19 protein-coding genes and 2 pseudogenes are annotated in these 20,049 nt (G+C 29.7%); 10 read left to right on the forward strand and 11 right to left on the reverse strand.

The window, feature by feature from the left end:
• The first annotated feature begins 521 nt into the window (after nt 1-521).
• From msr(A) to AC1RRU_RS11735, 3 genes are all read left to right on the forward strand, one after another.
• Nucleotides 522-1,988 carry an ABC-F type ribosomal protection protein Msr(A) gene (gene msr(A) / locus AC1RRU_RS11725; protein ID WP_000438873.1) on the forward strand — a complete coding sequence of 489 codons (1,467 nt, stop codon included), beginning with the start codon at nt 522-524 and terminating at the stop codon, nt 1,986-1,988.
• Nucleotides 1,989-2,086: 98 nt separating this feature from the next.
• A complete protein-coding gene (locus tag AC1RRU_RS11730; RefSeq protein WP_000196697.1) occupies nt 2,087-2,986 on the forward strand; it encodes an Mph(C) family macrolide 2'-phosphotransferase in 900 nt (299 codons plus the stop codon).
• Nucleotides 2,987-3,471: 485 nt separating this feature from the next.
• Nucleotides 3,472-4,080 carry a recombinase family protein gene (locus AC1RRU_RS11735; RefSeq protein WP_000583527.1) on the forward strand — a complete coding sequence of 203 codons (609 nt, stop codon included), beginning with the start codon at nt 3,472-3,474 and terminating at the stop codon, nt 4,078-4,080.
• A 209-nt stretch (nt 4,081-4,289) separates the two neighbouring features.
• Here AC1RRU_RS11735 and qacR read toward each other — a convergent pair whose 3' ends face one another.
• The gene (qacR, locus tag AC1RRU_RS11740) at nt 4,290-4,856 is read right to left on the reverse strand and encodes a multidrug-binding transcriptional regulator QacR (RefSeq protein ID WP_001832666.1); all 567 of its coding nucleotides are present in this window, start codon (nt 4,854-4,856) and stop codon (nt 4,290-4,292) included.
• Between the two features lie 177 nt (nt 4,857-5,033).
• Between qacR and qac the strand changes: the two genes are divergently transcribed.
• The 3 genes and pseudogenes from qac to AC1RRU_RS11755 form a co-directional block, all read left to right on the forward strand.
• Nucleotides 5,034-6,578 carry a QacA/B family quaternary ammonium compound efflux MFS transporter gene (gene qac, locus AC1RRU_RS11745; protein ID WP_002449598.1) on the forward strand — a complete coding sequence of 515 codons (1,545 nt, stop codon included), beginning with the start codon at nt 5,034-5,036 and terminating at the stop codon, nt 6,576-6,578.
• A 204-nt stretch (nt 6,579-6,782) separates the two neighbouring features.
• A complete protein-coding gene (locus tag AC1RRU_RS11750) occupies nt 6,783-7,343 on the forward strand; it encodes a hypothetical protein (RefSeq protein WP_001077893.1) in 561 nt (186 codons plus the stop codon).
• A gap of 63 nt (nt 7,344-7,406) precedes the next feature.
• Nucleotides 7,407-7,541, forward strand: a pseudogene (locus tag AC1RRU_RS11755) (HAD hydrolase family protein); the annotation flags it as partial.
• A 124-nt stretch (nt 7,542-7,665) separates the two neighbouring features.
• Here the strand turns inward: AC1RRU_RS11755 and AC1RRU_RS11760 are convergent.
• Entirely contained in the window at nt 7,666-8,379 is a 714-nt protein-coding gene (locus tag AC1RRU_RS11760; RefSeq protein ID WP_002500633.1) for a DUF536 domain-containing protein, read from the reverse strand.
• Between the two features lie 385 nt (nt 8,380-8,764).
• Between AC1RRU_RS11760 and AC1RRU_RS11765 the strand changes: the two genes are divergently transcribed.
• The 3 genes from AC1RRU_RS11765 (at nt 8,765) to AC1RRU_RS11775 (ending at nt 12,416) form a co-directional block, all read left to right on the forward strand.
• Nucleotides 8,765-9,718, forward strand: coding sequence for a replication initiator protein A (locus AC1RRU_RS11765; RefSeq protein ID WP_002500634.1), 954 nt, complete (start codon nt 8,765-8,767; stop codon nt 9,716-9,718).
• 1,804 nt (nt 9,719-11,522) lie between these two features.
• Nucleotides 11,523-11,618, forward strand: coding sequence for a type I toxin-antitoxin system Fst family toxin (locus AC1RRU_RS11770; protein ID WP_000493115.1), 96 nt, complete (start codon nt 11,523-11,525; stop codon nt 11,616-11,618).
• Nucleotides 11,619-11,867: 249 nt separating this feature from the next.
• On the forward strand, nt 11,868-12,416 hold the full coding sequence (locus AC1RRU_RS11775) for a hypothetical protein (protein ID WP_493196595.1): 549 nt from the start codon (nt 11,868-11,870) through the stop codon (nt 12,414-12,416).
• Between the two features lie 76 nt (nt 12,417-12,492).
• On the opposite strand, the gene AC1RRU_RS11780 is transcribed toward AC1RRU_RS11775, so the two are convergent.
• The 5 genes from AC1RRU_RS11780 to AC1RRU_RS11800 all read right to left on the reverse strand — a co-directional run bounded on the left by AC1RRU_RS11780 (nt 12,493) and on the right by AC1RRU_RS11800 (nt 16,853).
• Complete coding sequence (locus AC1RRU_RS11780; protein WP_001831394.1) at nt 12,493-13,020, reverse strand: GNAT family N-acetyltransferase; 528 nt, start codon at nt 13,018-13,020, stop codon at nt 12,493-12,495.
• Between the two features lie 192 nt (nt 13,021-13,212).
• Nucleotides 13,213-13,869 (reverse strand): DUF8832 domain-containing protein, encoded by a 657-nt coding sequence (locus AC1RRU_RS11785; protein ID WP_001831384.1) that lies wholly within the window; start codon nt 13,867-13,869, stop codon nt 13,213-13,215.
• 63 nt (nt 13,870-13,932) lie between these two features.
• Entirely contained in the window at nt 13,933-14,142 is a 210-nt protein-coding gene (gene copZ / locus AC1RRU_RS11790; RefSeq protein WP_001831373.1) for a copper chaperone CopZ, read from the reverse strand.
• 33 nt (nt 14,143-14,175) lie between these two features.
• A complete protein-coding gene (locus AC1RRU_RS11795; RefSeq protein ID WP_001832797.1) occupies nt 14,176-16,563 on the reverse strand; it encodes a heavy metal translocating P-type ATPase in 2,388 nt (795 codons plus the stop codon).
• A gap of 14 nt (nt 16,564-16,577) precedes the next feature.
• Nucleotides 16,578-16,853 carry a metal-sensing transcriptional repressor gene (locus AC1RRU_RS11800; RefSeq protein WP_001831396.1) on the reverse strand — a complete coding sequence of 92 codons (276 nt, stop codon included), beginning with the start codon at nt 16,851-16,853 and terminating at the stop codon, nt 16,578-16,580.
• Between the two features lie 174 nt (nt 16,854-17,027).
• Here AC1RRU_RS11800 and AC1RRU_RS11805 point away from each other — a divergent pair, with 174 nt between their 5' ends.
• Complete coding sequence (locus tag AC1RRU_RS11805) at nt 17,028-17,303, forward strand: glutaredoxin family protein (RefSeq protein WP_001831374.1); 276 nt, start codon at nt 17,028-17,030, stop codon at nt 17,301-17,303.
• Nucleotides 17,304-17,343: 40 nt separating this feature from the next.
• On the opposite strand, the gene AC1RRU_RS11810 is transcribed toward AC1RRU_RS11805, so the two are convergent.
• The 4 genes and pseudogenes from AC1RRU_RS11810 to AC1RRU_RS11825 form a co-directional block, all read right to left on the reverse strand.
• A complete protein-coding gene (locus AC1RRU_RS11810) occupies nt 17,344-18,285 on the reverse strand; it encodes a cation diffusion facilitator family transporter (protein ID WP_001831389.1) in 942 nt (313 codons plus the stop codon).
• A gap of 362 nt (nt 18,286-18,647) precedes the next feature.
• Entirely contained in the window at nt 18,648-19,133 is a 486-nt protein-coding gene (locus tag AC1RRU_RS11815; protein ID WP_002440848.1) for a helix-turn-helix domain-containing protein, read from the reverse strand.
• Nucleotides 19,134-19,151: 18 nt separating this feature from the next.
• Nucleotides 19,152-19,949 (reverse strand): replication initiation protein, encoded by a 798-nt coding sequence (locus tag AC1RRU_RS11820; protein ID WP_002497232.1) that lies wholly within the window; start codon nt 19,947-19,949, stop codon nt 19,152-19,154.
• Nucleotides 19,950-19,972: 23 nt separating this feature from the next.
• Nucleotides 19,973-20,049 (reverse strand): annotated as a pseudogene (locus AC1RRU_RS11825) (IS6 family transposase); the annotation flags it as partial.

Below are 20,049 nucleotides of genomic sequence, written 5' to 3' on the forward strand. Positions count from 1 at the left end.
TACAGTGATAACATCCTTGTTAAATTGTTTATATCTGAAATAGTTCATACAGAAGACTCCTTTTTGTTAAAATTATATTATAAATTCAACTTTGCAACAGAACCGTATTTTATGAGTACACTCTAAATTAAGGAGATGTATAATCAATCTAAAATTGTATTTTTATACTTTTGTTATATAATCTTTCTACTTAGAGATATATTGTAAAAAAACCAACAAAATGTTATATTAACATTACTATTTTATCGATGAAGGAGGATTAAAATGACAGCTTCTATGAGACTCAAATAAACCTTTTTGAATACAAAACTAAATTAATTCAAAAAGGCTTGTCCGCAATACACACTCATAGGATGACTTATGTCATTTTTTATCCTTCGATAGGAATAATAAACGCTTTCAAATACTAAAACATCATAATAAATTTTTAAGTGTTTGAAAGTGTAATGTGAATGAGACGGGAGTAGCCTGTCTCATTTTTTTGCGTACACGTCCTTTAAATATACAAGGAGTGTATAAATATGGAACAATATACAATTAAATTTAACCAAATCAATCATAAATTGACAGATTTACGATCACTTAACATCGGTCATCTTTACGCTTACCAATTTGAAAAAATAGCACTTATTGGGGGTAATGGTACTGGCAAAACCACATTACTAAATATGATTGCTCAAAAAACAAAACCAGAATCTGGAACAGTTGAAACGGTTGGCGAAATTCAATATTTTGAACAGCTTAACATGGATGTGGAAAATGATTTTAACACGTTAGACGGTAGTTTAATGAGTGAACTCCATATACCTATGCATACAACCGACAGTATGAGTGGTGGTGAAAAAGCAAAATATAAATTAGCTAATGTCATATCAAATTATAGTCCGATATTACTTTTAGATGAACCTACAAATCACTTGGATAAAATTGGTAAAGATTATCTGAAAAATATTTTAAAATATTACTATGGTACTTTAATTATAGTAAGTCATGATAGAGCACTTATAGACCAAATTGCTGACACAATTTGGGATATACAAGAAGATGGCACAATAAGAGTGTTTAAAGGTAATTACACACAGTATCAAAATCAATATGAACAAGAACAGTTAGAACAACAACGTCAATATGAACAGTATATAAGTGAAAAACAAAGATTGTCCCAAGCCAGTAAAGCTAAACGAAATCAAGCGCAACAAATGGCACAAGCATCATCAAAACAAAAAAACAAAAGTATAGCACCAGATCGTTTAAGTGCATCAAAACAAAAAGGCACGGTTGAGAAGGCTGCTCAAAAACAAGCTAAGCATATTGAAAAAAGAATGGAACATTTGGAAGAAGTTGAAAAACCACAAAGTTATCATGAATTCAATTTCCCACAAAATAAAATTTATGATATCCATAATAATTATCCAATCATTGCACAAAATCTAACATTGGTTAAAGGAAGTCAAAAACTGCTAACACAAGTACGATTCCAAATACCATATGGCAAAAATATAGCGCTCGTAGGTGCAAATGGTGTAGGTAAGACAACTTTACTTGAAGCTATTTACCACCAAATAGAGGGAATTGATTGTTCTCCTAAAGTGCAAATGGCATACTATCGTCAACTTGCTTATGAAGACATGCGTGACGTTTCATTATTGCAATATTTAATGGATGAAACGGATTCATCAGAATCATTCAGTAGAGCTATTTTAAATAACTTGGGTTTAAATGAAGCACTTGATCGTTCTTGTAATGTTTTGAGTGGTGGGGAAAGAACGAAATTATCGTTAGCAGTATTATTTTCAACGAAAGCGAATATGTTAATTTTGGATGAACCAACTAATTTTTTAGATATTAAAACATTAGAAGCATTAGAAATGTTTATGAATAAATATCCTGGAATCATTTTGTTTACATCACATGATACAAGGTTTGTTAAACATGTATCAGATAAAAAATGGGAATTAACAGGACAATCTATTCATGATATAACTTAAAAACTATACACTAATTTATATTGAATATTAGGTTCATTTATATCAATATAAAAAATACGTTCACAAGAAAAATATAATAGAAATAAGGATCCAATAAAATGACTCGACATAATGAAATTATTAAATGTGCAGAAAAATATCAATTACACATCCAACCTCAAACAATCTCATTGAATGAATCGGGACTTGATTTTCAAGTTGCATTTGGAAAAGATAAACATGGAGTAGAATGGGTTTTGAGACTACCAAGAAGACCTGACGTTTATAAAAGAACAAAACCCGAAAAACAAACGGTAGACTTCTTACAGAAGAATGTTTCATTTGAAATACCGAAGTGGAAAGTACATGCAAAAGACCTTATTGCTTACCCAAAACTTACAGGTAAACCCGCAGCCACAATAGATCCAGAAATACAAAATTATGTATGGGAAATTGAACACAAACCATTACCAGAAAACTTTATTAACACATTAGCTGAAACACTCGTAGATTTACACAACATACCAGAAGAAAACATTAACGTTCAGCATATAAATATCAAAACCATACAAGAAATAAAAAATGACTTTCAAAGAAGAATGAATAAAGTTAAAGAAACTTATGGCGTATCAGATGAATTATGGAACAGATGGAAACAATGGTTAGAAAACGACGAACTATGGCCTCGACATGCGACCATGATACATGGGGACTTACATCCAGGACATATAATGGTAGATAACCAAGCAAACGTCACAGGTCTCATAGACTGGACTGAAGCAACCCACTCCGACCCATCAATGGACTTTATAGGACACCATCGTGTATTCGACGACGAAGGATTAGAGCAACTTATAACAGCATACGGTAAAGCTGGAGGTGAAATATGGCCACGAATGAAAGAGCATATAATAGAACTCAATGCAGTATTCCCAATGTTTATCGCTGAGTTTGCTATGGAATCAGGAGAATCGGCGTATGAAACGATGGCATTGAAAGAGTTAGGTATGAAAGAGTAGAACTTATATTAAAAGAGGCCCATTTTAAAGACGAAGGCAATCCTGATGAAATTTTAAAACTGCGTTTAATTAGTGATGGTCTTTGGTTTTCTATAATGTATTAAATATCTGGACATGGAACAAATGCAACAAATGGAAAGAATCGTTTTCGAAATTTCTAACTCCTTAAATCAGGAGGATAAATAAACGGTCATTTTCATTGAAAGCACTTATATAAATTTCATCAATTTTAATACCTACCGTAAATACATTTCATAAGTATTAAACAGATGATTAAAATTTTTAGTTAATTTAAATATTTATGATAGAGATGACCTTCAAATGAACGGTTCTGTTACAAAGAAAAAATCTATATTTATTTTTAGTAAGTTTTAATTATAGATATGTACACTTTGAGTACACCCTAATCATACAAAATGAGTTGTTGAAATTATCGCAATTAGAACGTATGATTAGGGTGTATATTAATTATGGAGTGAAGATGAATGATTATAGGTTATGCGAGAGTATCATCGATAGATCAAAATTTAGAAAGACAATTGGATAATTTAAAGACGTTTGGTGTGGAGAAAATCTTTACAGAGAAACAGTCGGGAAAGTCAGTGGAAAATAGACCTGTATTTCAAGAAGCACTCAATTTTGTCAGAATGGGAGATCGATTCGTTGTGGAATCTATTGATCGTTTGGGACGTGATTATGATGAAATTATTGAAACTGTGAGTTATTTAAAAGAGAAAGACGTTCAGTTAATGATTACCAGCTTACCTATGATGAATGAAGTGATTGGCAATCCATTACTGGATAAGTTTATGAAAGATTTAATCGTTCAAATTTTAGCAATGGTTTCAGAACAAGAGAGAAATGAAAGTAAACGTCGACAAGCGCAAGGAATTCAAGTTGCGAAGGAAAAAGGCGTATATAAAGGGCGCCCCTTACTTTATTCACCAAATGCCAAAGACCCACAGAAACGTATTATTTATCATCGCGTGGTGGAAATGTTAGAAGAAGGGAAAGCAATTAGTAAGATTGCGAAAGAAGTTAATATCACAAGACAGACAGTTTATAGAATTAAGCATGATAAGGGATCATCTTGATAAATGGGTCGTCAATGCAAATAAGAGGCTCTCACAGAGTCTCAAAACTCATATTATATTATTGAAATGATCTTTTAATAATTATACAAGAAAAAAGAGAGTGCGAATTCGCACTCTCTTTTTGTGTAGTAATACTATTTAAATTTTTTATCAATAATGAACGTAATTTAGAAATAATATTTATTGGTATTTCAAGAATATATATATAATTATTTACTAAGTCCATTTAAAAAAATTTGAGAGAACTTGTTCATAAGTTTAATTCTTTCATTAATATTTTGTTCATGTGTAAAGGTAACAATTCCATTAACAGCGTTTGCTGCTATTTTACTAACAGCATTAACATCATTAATACACCATTCGCCATTTAAATTACCCTCCTTAAAAATTACATGATAAGCATCTATATATTTGTTTTCTAATTTATTCATTTTTTCATTAATGCTATTAGTTTTATAATATTCAGTGCAAAATTCAATTATTGCGTTTTGAAGTGGATAATAGTATTCGGTTGTTAAAGATAGTTCATTATATAAATAAAATTTTTCTCTATTAGTTTTACATTTGATTTGTTCCTTTTTCCACTGTTCTTGCCATTTAGATTCTTCTATATTTAAAATTTCTAAAAATAGATTTTCTTTTGTTTTAAAGTGATAATAAAGATTCCCTTTACTACTTTCTGATAATTTAACAATTTCTCCAGTAGTAGTGGCATTATATCCATTTTTTATAAATAATTCCTTTGCGACACCTAGTATTTTATCTTTCAAGTTCATCACGCCTTTAATGAGTATTAAGTACTATCAATGATAGCACAAAAAATTCAAAGAATAATTGTATAACACAATACAGCCATTTAAATTTCGCAAGATTTTTTGTTGTAATATGTAAAAAAATAGATTATAATCCTTATAGACCGGTCGAACGGTCTATAAGGATTGGAGGGAACTTAAATGATTTCATTTTTTACAAAAACTACTGATATGATGACATCAAAAAAAAGATGGACTGCACTAGTAGTATTAGCTGTTAGTTTGTTTGTTGTTACAATGGATATGACAATATTAATTATGGCTTTACCGGAATTAGTAAGAGAGTTAGAGCCTTCTGGTACCCAACAGTTATGGATAGTTGATATATACTCTCTTGTTTTAGCTGGCTTTATAATTCCATTGAGTGCCTTTGCTGATAAATGGGGAAGAAAAAAAGCATTATTAACTGGATTTGCTTTATTTGGCCTCGTTTCATTAGCTATATTTTTCGCAGAAAGTGCAGAGTTCGTAATAGCTATTCGATTTTTACTTGGTATTGCAGGTGCTTTAATAATGCCAACTACTCTTTCAATGATAAGAGTAATTTTTGAAAACCCTAAAGAAAGGGCCACTGCATTAGCTGTATGGTCAATCGTTTCATCGATAGGTGCTGTTTTTGGACCAATTATCGGAGGAGCTTTACTTGAGCAATTTTCATGGCACTCGGCATTTTTAATTAATGTACCGTTTGTGATAATAGCAGTTGTAGCAGGTTTATTTTTATTACCAGAGTCTAAGTTATCAAAAGAAAAGTCTCACTCGTGGGATATTCCTTCTACAATTTTATCAATTGCAGGCATGATTGGACTGGTATGGAGTATCAAAGAATTTTCAAAAGAAGGACTAGCAGATATTATTCCATGGGTTGTAATAGTATTAGCAATTACCATGATAGTGATATTTGTTAAACGTAATTTATCAAGTTCTGATCCAATGTTAGACGTAAGACTTTTTAAAAAGAGATCATTTTCAGCTGGTACAATTGCTGCATTTATGACAATGTTTGCAATGACATCTGTTTTGTTATTAGCTTCACAATGGTTACAGGTTGTGGAAGAACTTTCTCCTTTTAAAGCTGGCTTATACCTATTACCTATGGCAATAGGAGATATGGTGTTTGCACCAATTGCACCCGGATTAGCGGCGCGATTTGGACCGAAAATAGTGTTACCTTCCGGAATTGGAATTGCAGCCATTGGCATGTTTATTATGTATTTCTTTGGTCATCCATTATCATATTCTACAATGGCTTTAGCATTAATTTTAGTTGGAGCTGGTACGGCTTCACTAGCAGTTGCATCTGCTCTAATAATGTTAGAAACACCTACATCAAAAGCAGGTAATGCAGCTGCTGTTGAAGAGTCTATGTATGACCTTGGAAATGTTTTTGGTGTAGCAGTACTTGGTAGCCTATCTTCTATGCTTTATCGTGTATTTTTAGATATTTCATCTTTTTCATCAAAAGGTATAGTTGGAGATTTAGCTCATGTAGCTGAAGAATCTGTAGTGGGCGCTGTCGAAGTAGCTAAAGCTACGGGGATAAAACAGCTTGCAAACGAGGCTGTAACATCATTTAATGATGCTTTTGTAGCAACTGCTTTAGTAGGTGGGATTATCATGATTATCATTTCAATAGTTGTCTATTTGTTAATTCCCAAATCACTTGATATAACTAAACAAAAATAGTACTAAACATATATTTTTAGATATTGTAGATTAGTTTATTTTTAAAATTAGTAATAGTTAAAAAGTAGAACCATTAATTTTAAATGGTTCTACTTTTTTATTATTAAGTAAAATTATAAAAGACAATTTCTTAAATTAATAATATGATATACCTATATCTAATAATTTATTAGTATTAATAAACCTTGAAAGGATGATTAACTGATGAATAGAGCAGATATTTTTAAAATATTTGATGTAGAACTTAATATAACTATATTTTTAGGAGCACTAGTAGCAACTTTCATCTATTTTATAAGTTACATGAACAATGTAAATGAATTAATTACATTATGCTTAACATTAGCTTTTCCTGCATATTTATTAAAAATTAGCAGATCGTTCGAGGTTATTTTATTAGAGGAAAAAATAAAAAATAGTAAAATCAAAATCTGTGACAAAGATAGAATTGAACGAGAGATACTGGTGAAAAAGAACCTAATAGATGAACTATTGTTTCCTAATAGAGTTATTAAAAAATATACACTGACAATTTTAATTTACAGTATAGGTATTATTATTCTTTTACTACTTTGTAATATGTTAAGTTATGGAATTGGTGAAAATGTCAATTTTATCTGGAGATTACTAGCTTGTTATGTAACGAGTGTCACAGTGATTATAGTTGCCTTGATTATAATGATAATGATATTTGATCTTATAATTGGATTACTATTAAATTTTCAAATATTTTTAAAAAATAAAAAGTATGATGACTTTTTATAATTATTCGATTTATATAATGAAAAATTAAATGATTAAACATAGAAACCTCAAAACAAACCATATTTAATAGAGTTTATGGCGCCTTATACAAATAAAGGCTATGCTGTTAAAGAATTATGTAGCTATCTTCAGATTAATATGGATGATGTTTATACTATTGGCGATAGAAAATTGATTTACCTATGTTTAATACCCTAGATAATTCTTCTGATAATTTAGTTTTTGTTAGAGTTTAACATAACTGATGATTATCAGAAGTTCCATCACTATAAAAGGTGTATCAAGGGTTTATAAACTCTTGATACACCTTTTATAGTCATTTTTAATTACCAAACAGTTTACTCCAAAAACTTTTTTTAGAATGATTTTCGTTTCTGATATCCTCTTTCTGCTCACCATCTATTTTATTACCTTGTTGCAGTTCACTATCTTGTTGCTTATCCTCATGTTTATCTTTACTTTCATCCCTAAAATGGGAAACCATTTTTTCTTTTTGACTATCTGAGTCATTATTTATAGAATCCATATTTTCCATTGTTTCTTGAACTTCAATGTCCTGCCTCTTATTAGCAGAATAATTGAGTTGCCTTTCTTCTTCTAACTCAGACTCCAACCTTTGTATTTTTTTGTTACTTTCTAATGCTAATACTTGTTGGTTTTCAAGTAATTTCGACCTTTCTTGTAATTCTTTTCTATAAAATTCTATTGTCGTTTCATGACGTTTTTCTTGTTTTTCAAGTTGTTTATTTAAAGTATCTATTTGCTTTTCGAGTAGTTCAATTATTTGAACATCATATTTAGATTCGTTTTTTTTATTATCTGTTTTAACTTTCTCTGAACTTACATTAGCACTTTCAAAGCCATATTTCTTTTTATTTCTGATTACTCTTTGAATGATTTTTTCTACATCAACATCATTTTTAATGAATGAAGTATTATCCTGTTTCACTGTTTCTATATTCAATCTTTTTATATTATTAAATACAGTCTGTTTACTAACTTCCAATTCTTCACTTATTTCTTTAACGCTCTTCATATCTTCAACCCTTTATAAATACTTTATCAACCCTTTATAAATAAATTTTATCATAAATACTTTTATAAAGGGATCTTAAGTATTCTTAAAAAACCTTTTATAAACATTTGATAATAATCTTATCAAGTGTTTATAAAAGGTTTTTAGTGGGATTATAATATCTTTTATATGTTCTTTTTTAATGATATAATGTCCATAATACGTTTTAGTCCCAACTACTGGTAATAGTTGGGACTGGGTAATAAAACGTTACAATACGTTAGCTATTTAATTTGATATATGTATTATATACAACAATATCTACAGTTTGCAAGTCAAAAAGTTATGTGGATTTGTAATGTTTTATTACCTCTATTCAAATTTAATTGGAAAGAGGTTTTTTATTATGTCTCGTAAAAATATTAAAAATCAAGCAAATCAAAACTTTTATATGCTACATAAAGCATTATTTGTTAATGAAAAATATAAAAAATTAAGTGATAGTGCCAAAGTTACTTATGCAATTCTCAACGATAGAGTTAGCTTGTCGATTAAAAATAATTGGGTCGATGATAATGGGGATATATATTTCATTTTTACAAATGAAAGTCTCCAGAATATATTAGATAAAAGCAAGAATACAATTACTAAAATTAAAAAAGAACTTCAAGCAGTAGGGTTACTTGAACAAATACGTACAGGATTTAATAAACCTAATAAATTATATTTGCATGATATAGAAACTAATATTAATGTAGAAAAAAGTATTCAATCCTCATCTATAACCTATAATGACAAGGACTCCCAAATTTTGGGACTCCAGAATCCCGAATTTTGGGACTCCAGATTCTCAAAATTTGGGAGTCCAGAATCCCAAATTTTAGACCCTAATGATACTGATTATAATGATACTGATTATATTAAGACTGAGAATAATGATACGGATGATTTGAATGATAATAAACTAACTTTTCCTAGTAATCATACAAATCATTCAAATCACGACAATTCAAACTTTAATAATGAGGCTTTAAAATTTCAATTACTCGAAGAACTACCGCAAAGTATTCAAAACTATCTAAGTAACTTTGAAGTAGCTGAAATTAAAATTATCAAAACTGTATTATTAAAAGCCAAAACATCTTTCAACAATGCGATTGATAGCTACTACTTGTTAGAAGATATGGAAATAGAAATACTTCATGTTCTTAAACGTTTCAAAGCTATGCTTATTCAAAAAAATGAAACCGTTGTATCAATGCAAGGATACTTAATGAAATCTCTTAAGTCTGAATTCGCTGAAATGCATACGCTTAATAAACGACGTGATCATTTACCCATCACTTCTTTATTTAATTAATAATGATTTATTTAGAGAGCATCTTTAAATAGATGTTCTCTTTTTTTATTAATCAAGTGGTTGCTAAAGCAACCACCTAGACCAAACGAAAGGTAAAGGAGGAGATAACAAAATAACATCAATACAATGTCACAATTTCACAACATAGCATGCTGCTATTAAAGAAAGGAGGAACTCTTATGCGTAATAAGAAAAAGATTAAGGTTACTTTGGCAATGATTAATGTTCTGTTAACTGCAGTCGAACTTTATCTTCAATGGCAATTAAGTAAATCTGAAAATGAACTGTAGTTAAGCAAGTAGGTGGGACTAAAACAGAAACGTTTTAGTCCTATTTTTTTCTATAAACGAGTATTCTTCGTTTAATAATGGCTCAAACATGTCGCATAAAATGAAAAACAAATAATCATTTAGTGTTGTTTTAACTTTTAAAAATGTAAAAGTGTTAACCGTGTTTATATTTTTTATCAATCCTTTGTAGTTATAAAAGTGACTTAGTAAAATCGTTTTTGCTATTTATTTTGTTAATGAACGGAAATAAATGGTCGCATTTATCGTTCAAAAAAATCAAAATGTGGATTCAATATAGGTAAAAAATAAGTCGTTAATGTTCAAGAAACGGACCGAATAAAATTTTAAATTTGAACTTTTCTATCCTAAACTAAGTAAAGATATTTACTTAGTTTTCTCTTTTTTTATCTCCAATCATTTTACTAACAATACTCATTTTGAAAATAAAAATAAGAACTTAAAGTAAAAAAATGAAGAAAAGAATAGCCTCTTTTGTCTCCAAGTACGTTTTACTTTTGGAAATATTACAAAAAGTAGAGTCTGTTTTCGGAGTCTCAAGTATGAGCATAAGGAAATCCAGTACCACCTTTGGTGGTATTCAGCATAGCTGAAAGATTTACCTTTTATTCGTTCTGCTCAATTATTCACCATATATAGCTTAAAAGCTTTATATAAAGGTGATTATAAGCATTCTTAGGCATTTGACTAAAGAGGGTGATATCACATTTTATTGCAGACTCTTTACAATTGTTACAAGACCACTTTTAATTGTCAGAATACTCTACTTAACGTTGATTTGACGGGCTTTAAAATTTTTTAGACTCTCGAGAGTCTGATTTTTTTGATATCGAGACTCCATAGAGTCTGTTTTTTTGGACTTTTTTCGTATAAAAAATAAGACCACTTAAGTGTGATCTTATTTTAATTTTTAGGTTTGATTGATCAAATATTGATGTAACAAATGCGTCCTTTTGTACCTCATTTTGTATTTTGTTTTAGCTCTTTTTGACCATATTTCTGTTTAGATTTGGATGTTTTTATAATTTGTTTTTGAATAATAAGGCCTAAATAATTTCTTATTACTTTTATTTTATGTTCATTATAATGAATCATTTAGGGATATGTTTGAGATACTTTATTCAAAAAGTGATGAGTACAAAAATATTTTTATAGCAAAAATGTAAGTGTTTAATATAAAAAATATCACAAGAATTTATCAAACATGAGTAAGACATTTTTCATTTATTTATACTTTATAAGCAGTATGATAAATCATACAAGTGACCAATACGCGCTTTCTAAAAATCATAATTCGACTTAATTATGTACGCTAATATGACTTTGATTATGACTAAGTAGACTTAATAATAAAGGTAATTTGTTTTTTAATAGATAATACTTTTGACATAAGTTCACTTATCGGAAGTCATCTGTAACTCAATTATTAGAAATGGTATAATACAAAGGTCGTCGTTCACTTCTGTGCTGTATTTAGCATGGAAGGAGGTGACATCATGTTCAGTACACTATTTGTAACTATTATAGCTCCTATCGTAGTAGGAGTTATACTCACATTATTTTCTCATTGGCTGAATAATCGTGAGAAGTAATTTAGCGACGACATATAGCTAATACACCAAAAGAGCCCGATAACTATTCGCAGTAGTTATCGGGCTCGGTGTTTATCATGCTAGTACACTATTTGTTAAATTCAGTATATCACCAAGTGTAGATGAATGCAAAAATATAAGAAAAGTAAGTGCAATTCTATAATTAGAATTATTGATTTTCTTTGATACTATAAAATTGCTAACATTAAGGCTAATTAGTTGAATACAAAGACAAGATGGGAGTATTAAATGAAAAAGGTTAAATTATATTTAAAAAACATTCAAAACAACGAAGAGTATCAAAAAGATATAGAATTTCTTGAAAAGAAAAGTAATGGAAGGGAAGACAAAAAACTTATATTAGATATATGCTTTTTATCGACAATTCCCTTGATTTCAATTTATATTACATATTTTTTAAGTTTTTCCAATCCATTTGCAATTTTTATATTAATAATTATAGCTGTGCCAGTTTCTTATAAAATTGCTAAAATTCTATTGGATCATATGTACAAAGATGAGGATAGATTTCTAGCATTATATAGAAACTACGAAAAGGGAAAATTATTATTTCTTACTTTACCTATCATTGGACTCGTATCTATAATAGGAAGTTCATTTCTCTTCGATTATTTAATATTTAAACTGAATAATACGTCTGTAGAAATATTAGGGTCCACTCCTACTGTTGTATATCATATTATTATTTGTTTTATTCAGTCTATGTTCACGACTATGTTTTTAATAATATTTATTTATACTATTTTGGTTCTTATATATGGAAGGTTTACAAAATAAATGACTAGAGTACGCTCTAAATAAACAAAAATAGTCCTCTTATTAAAATAAGAGGACTATTTTTGTTTAAAATTATTCAAGACCATTCGCTTTCTAACATACTCATTTGCCATAAATTATAATATTCTCCATTTAATTTTCTAAAGTCTCTTTTTTCTCCTTCTTTTATAAATCCAATCTTTTTGTAACTTTTAATAGCTGATTTATTAAAGGCAAAAACACCTAATTCAATTCTGTGTAGTCCCAAATCTTCAAAAGCCTTTTTCAATAATTTCTTTATTATTTTAGGGCCTAATCCTTGGCCACGCATTTGCGGATCACCTACTAAAACTTTACTTAACGTGGCGGAACAATTTTTAAAATCTATATTATTTAAAGCAATATGACCTATAATTTTTTTTGAATTATTTTCTTCAATGATAACTTTATAAATTATTTTACTAGAATTTTCTTTATTTGTGTCTTTAATATATTCCTTTAATTGTTCTTCATCTAGGGGATAATTAAAATCTGTACCTGCCCATTTGACTAAAAGTTCAGGAGAGTTTATCCAGTTTATTAATAAATCAAAATCTTTCTCCTCAAAATATTCAAACTTAATCAATAAATTACTCCTTAAATAATAGGTTATTAACTATAAAAATTCAGTGAATGTTGCAATATAAACAACCACTACAATTTTTTGATACTTTCTTCATCAACTTTCTATCTTAAATTTTCGATTTTTTATAAAGCGTTTTGTATTATCTAAATAACTCTTTACAATTTACTGATTTTTAAGCTTTTGCTAATAGATTTATGCAACTTTAATATTATAAGTAAATCTATGCACTTCATCATTAAATTTAAATTCTGCCCAAATTTTATACATCCCTTTTTTAGGAAAATGAGCATAAAAGGTTGTAGAATCAGGTGATTCTGGGTGAACATGAATATAATCAGTTAATTGCTCATCAAATATAATCACATGTCCTAAAGCTCCTAAATAAGGTTGGGGAGTTAATTCTGTATTGAAAGTTAAAGGGACATGTTCATCTTCTTTAGCACTTATAGAATTTAAAGTTACATGAACTCCTTTGTTAACTTTTACCCAATTTTTATCAGAATTTAAAGATGTTGTAGAGGTTATTTTATCTCCAATTTGCAGTTCAATAGGATGAACGGAATACACATGGTTTTTTGGTGTAACATCAACAAAAGCCTGGTAAGTTCCTGGCTCTAATTGTTGGTTAATTATAAATAAACCTTCATGCTTTTTTTGAGGGTGTAGGTGGTAATATTTCTCCATGTCATTAGATACTAAAACGAAATGCATTTCTTTTTCATGCATAGTATCTAATAATGGGGCATTATTAAATTCATCTTCTAACGTAATTTCTATATTACCATCTCTATATACAACATTTGCTTTAATTTCGGGTTTGTTTGAATGATATTCATGATTATGATTCATATTTTTATCCTCCTTAATTTTTAATAAGGGCATATCATTAAACGATATGCCCAACTATTTAAATTATTTAATTACATCGTAACCTTGATCTTCAATAGCTTCTTTAAAGTCGTTGAAAGCTACTTGATTTTCATCAAATTCAACTTCCACATTCCCATTCGCCAAGCTTACTTCTGAAGATGTTACACCATCTAATCCATTTAATGCTTTTTCAATTGAATGCTTGCAATGGTCACAGCTCATACCTTCTACATTAATAACTTCGTTAGTCAATGTTGTCACCTCCTTTCAAGAAATATAAGATTCTTATAATTTCATACGTTTTAGACGTAAAGCGTTTGTGACAACACTTACAGAACTTAAAGCCATTGCTGCTCCCGCAACCCAAGGTGCTAGCAGACCAATTGCTGCTATAGGGATACCTGCAACATTGTAACCAAACGCCCAAAATAGATTTTGGCGAATATTACGAATTGTAGATTTACTTGCTTTTATTGCTTTTGGAATTAATAAAAGGTCTCCTCCTAAAATAGTTATATCAGCAGCTTCGATTGCAACTTCTGTACCTGTACCAATGGCAATACCAATATCTGCTTTAACTAGTGCTGGAGCATCATTGACACCATCTCCAACCATAGCTACTTTTTTACCTTCAGATTGAATTTCTGCTACTTTAGAAGCTTTTTCTTCTGGTAAAACCTCTGCAATAATCGTGTCTATACCAACTTGTTTTGCTATTGCTTGTGCGGTACGTTTGTTATCACCAGTTAACATAGCAACTTCAATACCTAATTCATGAAGTTTTTGAATAGCTTGTTGGGCAGTATCTTTAACTGTATCAGCTACAGCGACAACCCCTCTCAATTCGTTATCTACGCTTATAAGCATTGCAGTTTTTCCTTCTTTTTCAAATTGAGCGAGATTTGTTTCAGCTTCATTAGTTTGGATTCCTTTTTCACTCATTAGTTTTCGATTTCCGACAAAAAGTTCTTTACCATCAATTGTTGCATTTATACCGCGCCCTGGTATAGCTTCAAAATGGTCTACTTCTAAAAATTCTAATGATTTTTCTTTAGCATAACTTACGATAGCTTCAGCTAGTGGGTGTTCAGAACCTTTTTCTGCACTAGCTAACAATTGTAATGTTTGATCATCTCCACTAAAATCAGTGACTTCAGGTGTGCCATTTGTTATAGTGCCAGTTTTATCTAAAACAACTGTATTAATAGCGTGTGTACCTTCAATGTGTTCTCCACCTTTAAATAGAATGCCATTTTCAGCAGCTTTTCCGGTACCCACCATTATAGAAGTAGGCGTAGCTAAGCCTAACGCACAAGGACAAGCGATAACTAATACTGCTATTGCAGCAACTAAGGCTGGTTCAAATTGTCCCGGCTGAACTAATGAAATCCATATAATAAATGTGAAAATCGCGATACCTACAACGATAGGTACAAAATATCCAGAAATAATATCTGCTAGTCTTTGTATTGGCGCTTTAGAACCTTGCGCTTCTTCGACAACTTTAACAATGGAGGCAAGAGCTGTATCTTTACCAACTTTTGTTGCTTCAACAGTAATTGCTCCATTTTTATTCATTGTTGATCCTATAACATTATCATTTTGCATTTTTTCAACAGGAATAGATTCACCTGTCAACATTGACTCGTCAATTGAAGTCATACCTTTAATTATTTTGCCATCTACTGGTATTTTTTCTCCTGGTTTGATAACTAAATAGTCTCCTTCTTTTACCTCACTTAAAGGAACCATAGTCTCTTCACCGTTGCGTAATATACGTGCTTCTTTAGCTTGTAAATTCAACAATTTACTTAACGCATTTGTTGTTTGTGTTTTAGCACGTGCTTCTAAATACTTTCCGAAAAGAATTAAAGTAATTAATACAGCACTTGTTTCAAAATATAGGTGTGGCTCATAATTTGTATTAATTAACCACTTAATCGATTCATAAATACTATAAAAGAAGGCTGCGCTTGTACCTAAAGCGACAAGAACATCCATATTTGCTGACCCATTACGAAGGTTTTTATAAGCGCCTACATAAAATTGCCAACCAATAACAAATTGAACAGGCGTTGCTAATACAAATTGGAACCACGGGTTCATAAATATATGTGGTATTTGAATACCAAATAAATGAACGAACATTGTCATTAACAATGGAGCTGCTAAAACAGCTGAAACAACTAATTTAATTAACTGTCGTTTTAATTGTTTTTCTTTTTGGGAACTTTTTTCTGATGCTTCTTTTTTAGGTTGTGCCTCATACCCTAGGTTTTTAATACGTTGTTGAAATTCATCTACAGACGTCATATCAGGGTTGTATTCTACAGTAGCACTTTCTGTGGTTAAATTAACTGTAGCCTTATTTACACCTGAGATTCGATTTAAAACTTTTTCGATTTTATTCGAACAAGCTGCACACGTCATTCCCATTACATCGAGATCCACTTTTTCGGTTAAAACTCCATAACCTGTTTTTTGAATTGTATTTGCAATATCTTCTAATGATGTAACATTGGGGTTATATTCAATTGTAGCTTTCTCTGTAGAAGGATTTACATTAGCGTTAACTTCATCTAATTTATTTAGATTTTTTTCTACTTTATTCGAGCAAGCTGCACATGTCATGCCTGTGATACCTAATGAGGTTTTTTTAATATTTTCACTCAATTATTTCTTTCCTCCTATTTTGAAAATTGTTTTAATACAACCATCAATTCTTTGATACTTTCTTCTCCGTTGCCATTTTTAATACCTTCACTTACACAATTAGATATATGGTCTTCAGTTACTATAAAACCCACTTGTTTTAGGGCTGATTGTATTGCTGTTATTTGTACTAGTACATCTATACAATATCTATCTTCTGCTATCATTGATTGTAAACCGCGCATTTGTCCTTCTAATCTTTTGAGTCTATTGAGCAATGCGTCATTGTTTTTAACAGTAGTAGTGTTCAATTTCACCCCTCCTCATATACCCTAACGGGGTATCTCTTGTTGGAATCTATATTATACCCCTAGTAGGTATAAGTCAATACAAAAGTTTCATATAAAAAATTAATATTTATAGTTTGTTTTAAGAGGTACACTTGTATAAAATGTATGCTAAAACTTATATTAGGAGAGATATATTTGGATAAAAATATACAACTTGAGCTTTACACAAGACCTACATGCTCTGATTGCCAAGAATCAAAAAGGTATTTAAACTCTCAAGAGATTAGTTATAGTCATAAAGATGTAAGTCAAAATTTGGACTTAGAAGAAGAAATGAAAAAAATATCAGGCAACCGAATTGTTCCCTTATTTGTTTTTTATAAAAAAATTTTTTGGGGTAAAAAAAAGTTGTTTAAATATTACGTGGGATTTGAAAATAACAAAAAAGATATATTAAATATATTGGAATAATTAAATAAACAGCCATTATTAAAAAATAATGGCTGTTTATTTAATGATGATGTTGACTGTCTTCTTCTTTCACGATACAAAACAATTTTTCACTATGATTATTGTTAGAAGTTTCAGTCTGTATTGTGACATGTTGAATATTTTGATGATTGAGTTCATGTTCTATACGTTTAAGTAAAAACTCATTTTCAGTAATGGTCATTGTATCTTCTACAACAATATGACAAGATAACGCGTTTAATCCGCTAGTTACTGACCAAACATGAAAGTCATGAATATTTTTAACTTCTTTGAATTTTTTAATAGTTTTAATAATGTCTTTTGTATTTATATTGCTTGGTGCTCCCTCCATTAATACATGAAGACTTGATTTTGTTACATAAAAGCCGCTACGTAGTACTAAAATTGCTACAATCACACTTGCTAAAGGATCCGCCCACCCCCATCTAAAAAATATAATGAGAAGGGCTGCTATAACTGCACCTATAGATCCAAGCATGTCGCTTATTACATGCAAATATGCTCCACGCATATTTAAGTTTTCTTCTACATCGCTCCCACGCAGCATTATCCAAGCCACAATAATATTAATAAACAAGCCTACCAAGGCGATAATTAACATGCCTGTAGAAGCTACCTCAGGGGGGTTTTTAAATCTCTCAATAGCTTCATAAAAAATATAGATAGCTATTAACATCAAAGTAATACCATTAAGTACAGCTGCTAGTATTTCAAACCTTTTGTAGCCAAAAGTTTTATTTGTATTAGCTTGCTTCGCTCCTAAAGTAAATGCAATTAAAGCAATACCTAAAGAAATAGAATCACTTAACATATGACCAGCATCTGAAATTAACGCAAGACTGTTAGTAAAGAAACCACCTAACCCTTCTACAATCATGTAACTTGTAATAATAATAAAACTAATTAATAAAGTCTTTTTGTTCGCGCCATGTGTATGATTATGATTGTGATCGTTTTCCATTTAATCCCTCCTCTTTTTAATGATGAAAAATATTTTCTATAATTTGAATTTTTGTTTTTATAACTATAGAGTTAAAAAATATAAAATTTCAATTAATGTTTTGTTACTCGAAGAAAATCATACTAACTTATGAATATATGCTCATATATTCATAAGTTAGTATGATTTTTATCCTTTGTCAATATAGAAATGCTTTGTATTTTGTATATTAAATAAAAACCCTACTTTGCTTTGGACAGTAGTGGGATTTTTGCATATGATAAACCACACTTCACTTGCTAAATATTAACTATATTATAATTAACAAGTGATAATTTCTTTTTAGAGAAAATAATGTATTCACGCCTAAAGGCGTGAATACATTATTTTTTTTTGAATAGTTTAGAAAAGATAGATTGTTTTTGTTCATTTTTTTTTGATGCTTTTGTAGTAATGATATCTTCTTTTGAATCTATATTATCAGTTTCTATTTTTTTGGTATTACTTAATATATTTTGGCTATTTAAATTCAAAGATTGTTCTTGTTTTAATGCAATTGTTAAATCATCAATTTGTCGATTCTTTTGTCGAATTTCTGATTCTAAATGCTCTATGTATTTATCGATATAACTGCTATATTGGTTATTTAATGATTCTGTTTTGTTTGTCGATTTTTCATCAAATTTTGTCGATTCTTTTGTCGTTTTTTTATTTAAAATTGTTTTTAGATAATCTATTGTATTATCATCTATTAATGATTTGTTACCTACTTTGTTTACCTTCAAATTTGAAGGTAAACTTTTTAAATGATAATGAATTGTTTGTTTAGAGACATCTAAAAGTTCAGAAACTTCCTTTACAGTTTTCATCAAATAACTGGGTCTCCTTTACTTTTTCATTTTTTGTAAAAACGCTTGACGTTCTTCTTCTGTATACGCAGATGTCTTAGATGTGGTTGGTTGATAAGTGTTATTTTTTAACCATTGTGGCGTCATTTCACGGCTTATATATTGTTTTGGTTTGCCTGTACTTATCATATTAGATTGTCGTTTCGAATGAATACGTTTCTCAGGTTCAAAAGAAAATTCTAACCATTCAATCTTTCGTCCTTTTTTAGCTTTAATTTTATTAATATTGAGATTTTTAAATAAAAAGCCTAATTCTTTAATTATTGGTTTAAATACATACTTATCAATTTCACTCATTCGATAACTTTTCGGAATATCTAAACGTTCTCTGAAATCATTAATTTGAATTTTGAAATATCCTGTATGTTTATATTGCTTTAGTAATCTAAACATATTTTTTGCATAAGTTGATTTTAGTTGTGTCATTTCCTGTAGTTCAAATTTAGTGAAATCAGCAGTAATTGAATTGAGTATATGCTTCAAATCATTATTAACACTAATAGACAGGTATTGTTTTTTTATATCAACTTTATAAGAAGTGAACAATACAAATTTTTCAAATGATTGCTCGTTACGTTCTGTATAAGTTAAATGCAACATTTTATCGTATACATGTTCTAAATCTTTTATAAAACGCGCTTGTGATCGTGAGTAATAATTACTAAGATGTTTTAATTCATCAAAAGGTATTTCTAGTTTACGTGTGTCTTGTTCTTTAAGTTTATTACACAATGTAAAAAACGGTTCTGTTGCAAAGTAAAAAATATAGCTAATCACTAATATATCATGTCAGTGTTCGTTTAACTTGCTAGCATGATGCTAATTTCGTGGCATGGGGAAAATCCGTAGATCTGAAGAGACCTACGGTTCTTTTTAT

The sequence above is a fragment of the Staphylococcus sp. GW821-FHT11H10 genome (assembly GCF_058807855.1).

Bases quoted from the DNA above. Each gene is read 5' to 3' on its own strand.
- AC1RRU_RS11730 (WP_000196697.1), top strand. From the start codon at position 2,087: ATGACTCGACATAATGAAATTATTAAATGTGCAGAAAAATATCAATTA.
- AC1RRU_RS11735 (WP_000583527.1), top strand. From the start codon at position 3,472: ATGATTATAGGTTATGCGAGAGTATCATCGATAGATCAAAATTTAGAA.
- qacR (WP_001832666.1), bottom strand. From the start codon at position 4,856: ATGAACTTGAAAGATAAAATACTAGGTGTCGCAAAGGAATTATTTATA.
- qac (WP_002449598.1), top strand. From the start codon at position 5,034: ATGATTTCATTTTTTACAAAAACTACTGATATGATGACATCAAAAAAA.
- AC1RRU_RS11750 (WP_001077893.1), top strand. From the start codon at position 6,783: ATGAATAGAGCAGATATTTTTAAAATATTTGATGTAGAACTTAATATA.
- AC1RRU_RS11760 (WP_002500633.1), bottom strand. From the start codon at position 8,379: ATGAAGAGCGTTAAAGAAATAAGTGAAGAATTGGAAGTTAGTAAACAG.
- AC1RRU_RS11765 (WP_002500634.1), top strand. From the start codon at position 8,765: ATGTCTCGTAAAAATATTAAAAATCAAGCAAATCAAAACTTTTATATG.
- AC1RRU_RS11770 (WP_000493115.1), top strand. From the start codon at position 11,523: ATGTTCAGTACACTATTTGTAACTATTATAGCTCCTATCGTAGTAGGA.
- AC1RRU_RS11775 (WP_493196595.1), top strand. From the start codon at position 11,868: ATGAAAAAGGTTAAATTATATTTAAAAAACATTCAAAACAACGAAGAG.
- AC1RRU_RS11785 (WP_001831384.1), bottom strand. From the start codon at position 13,869: ATGAATCATAATCATGAATATCATTCAAACAAACCCGAAATTAAAGCA.
- AC1RRU_RS11810 (WP_001831389.1), bottom strand. From the start codon at position 18,285: ATGGAAAACGATCACAATCATAATCATACACATGGCGCGAACAAAAAG.
- AC1RRU_RS11815 (WP_002440848.1), bottom strand. From the start codon at position 19,133: ATGAAAACTGTAAAGGAAGTTTCTGAACTTTTAGATGTCTCTAAACAA.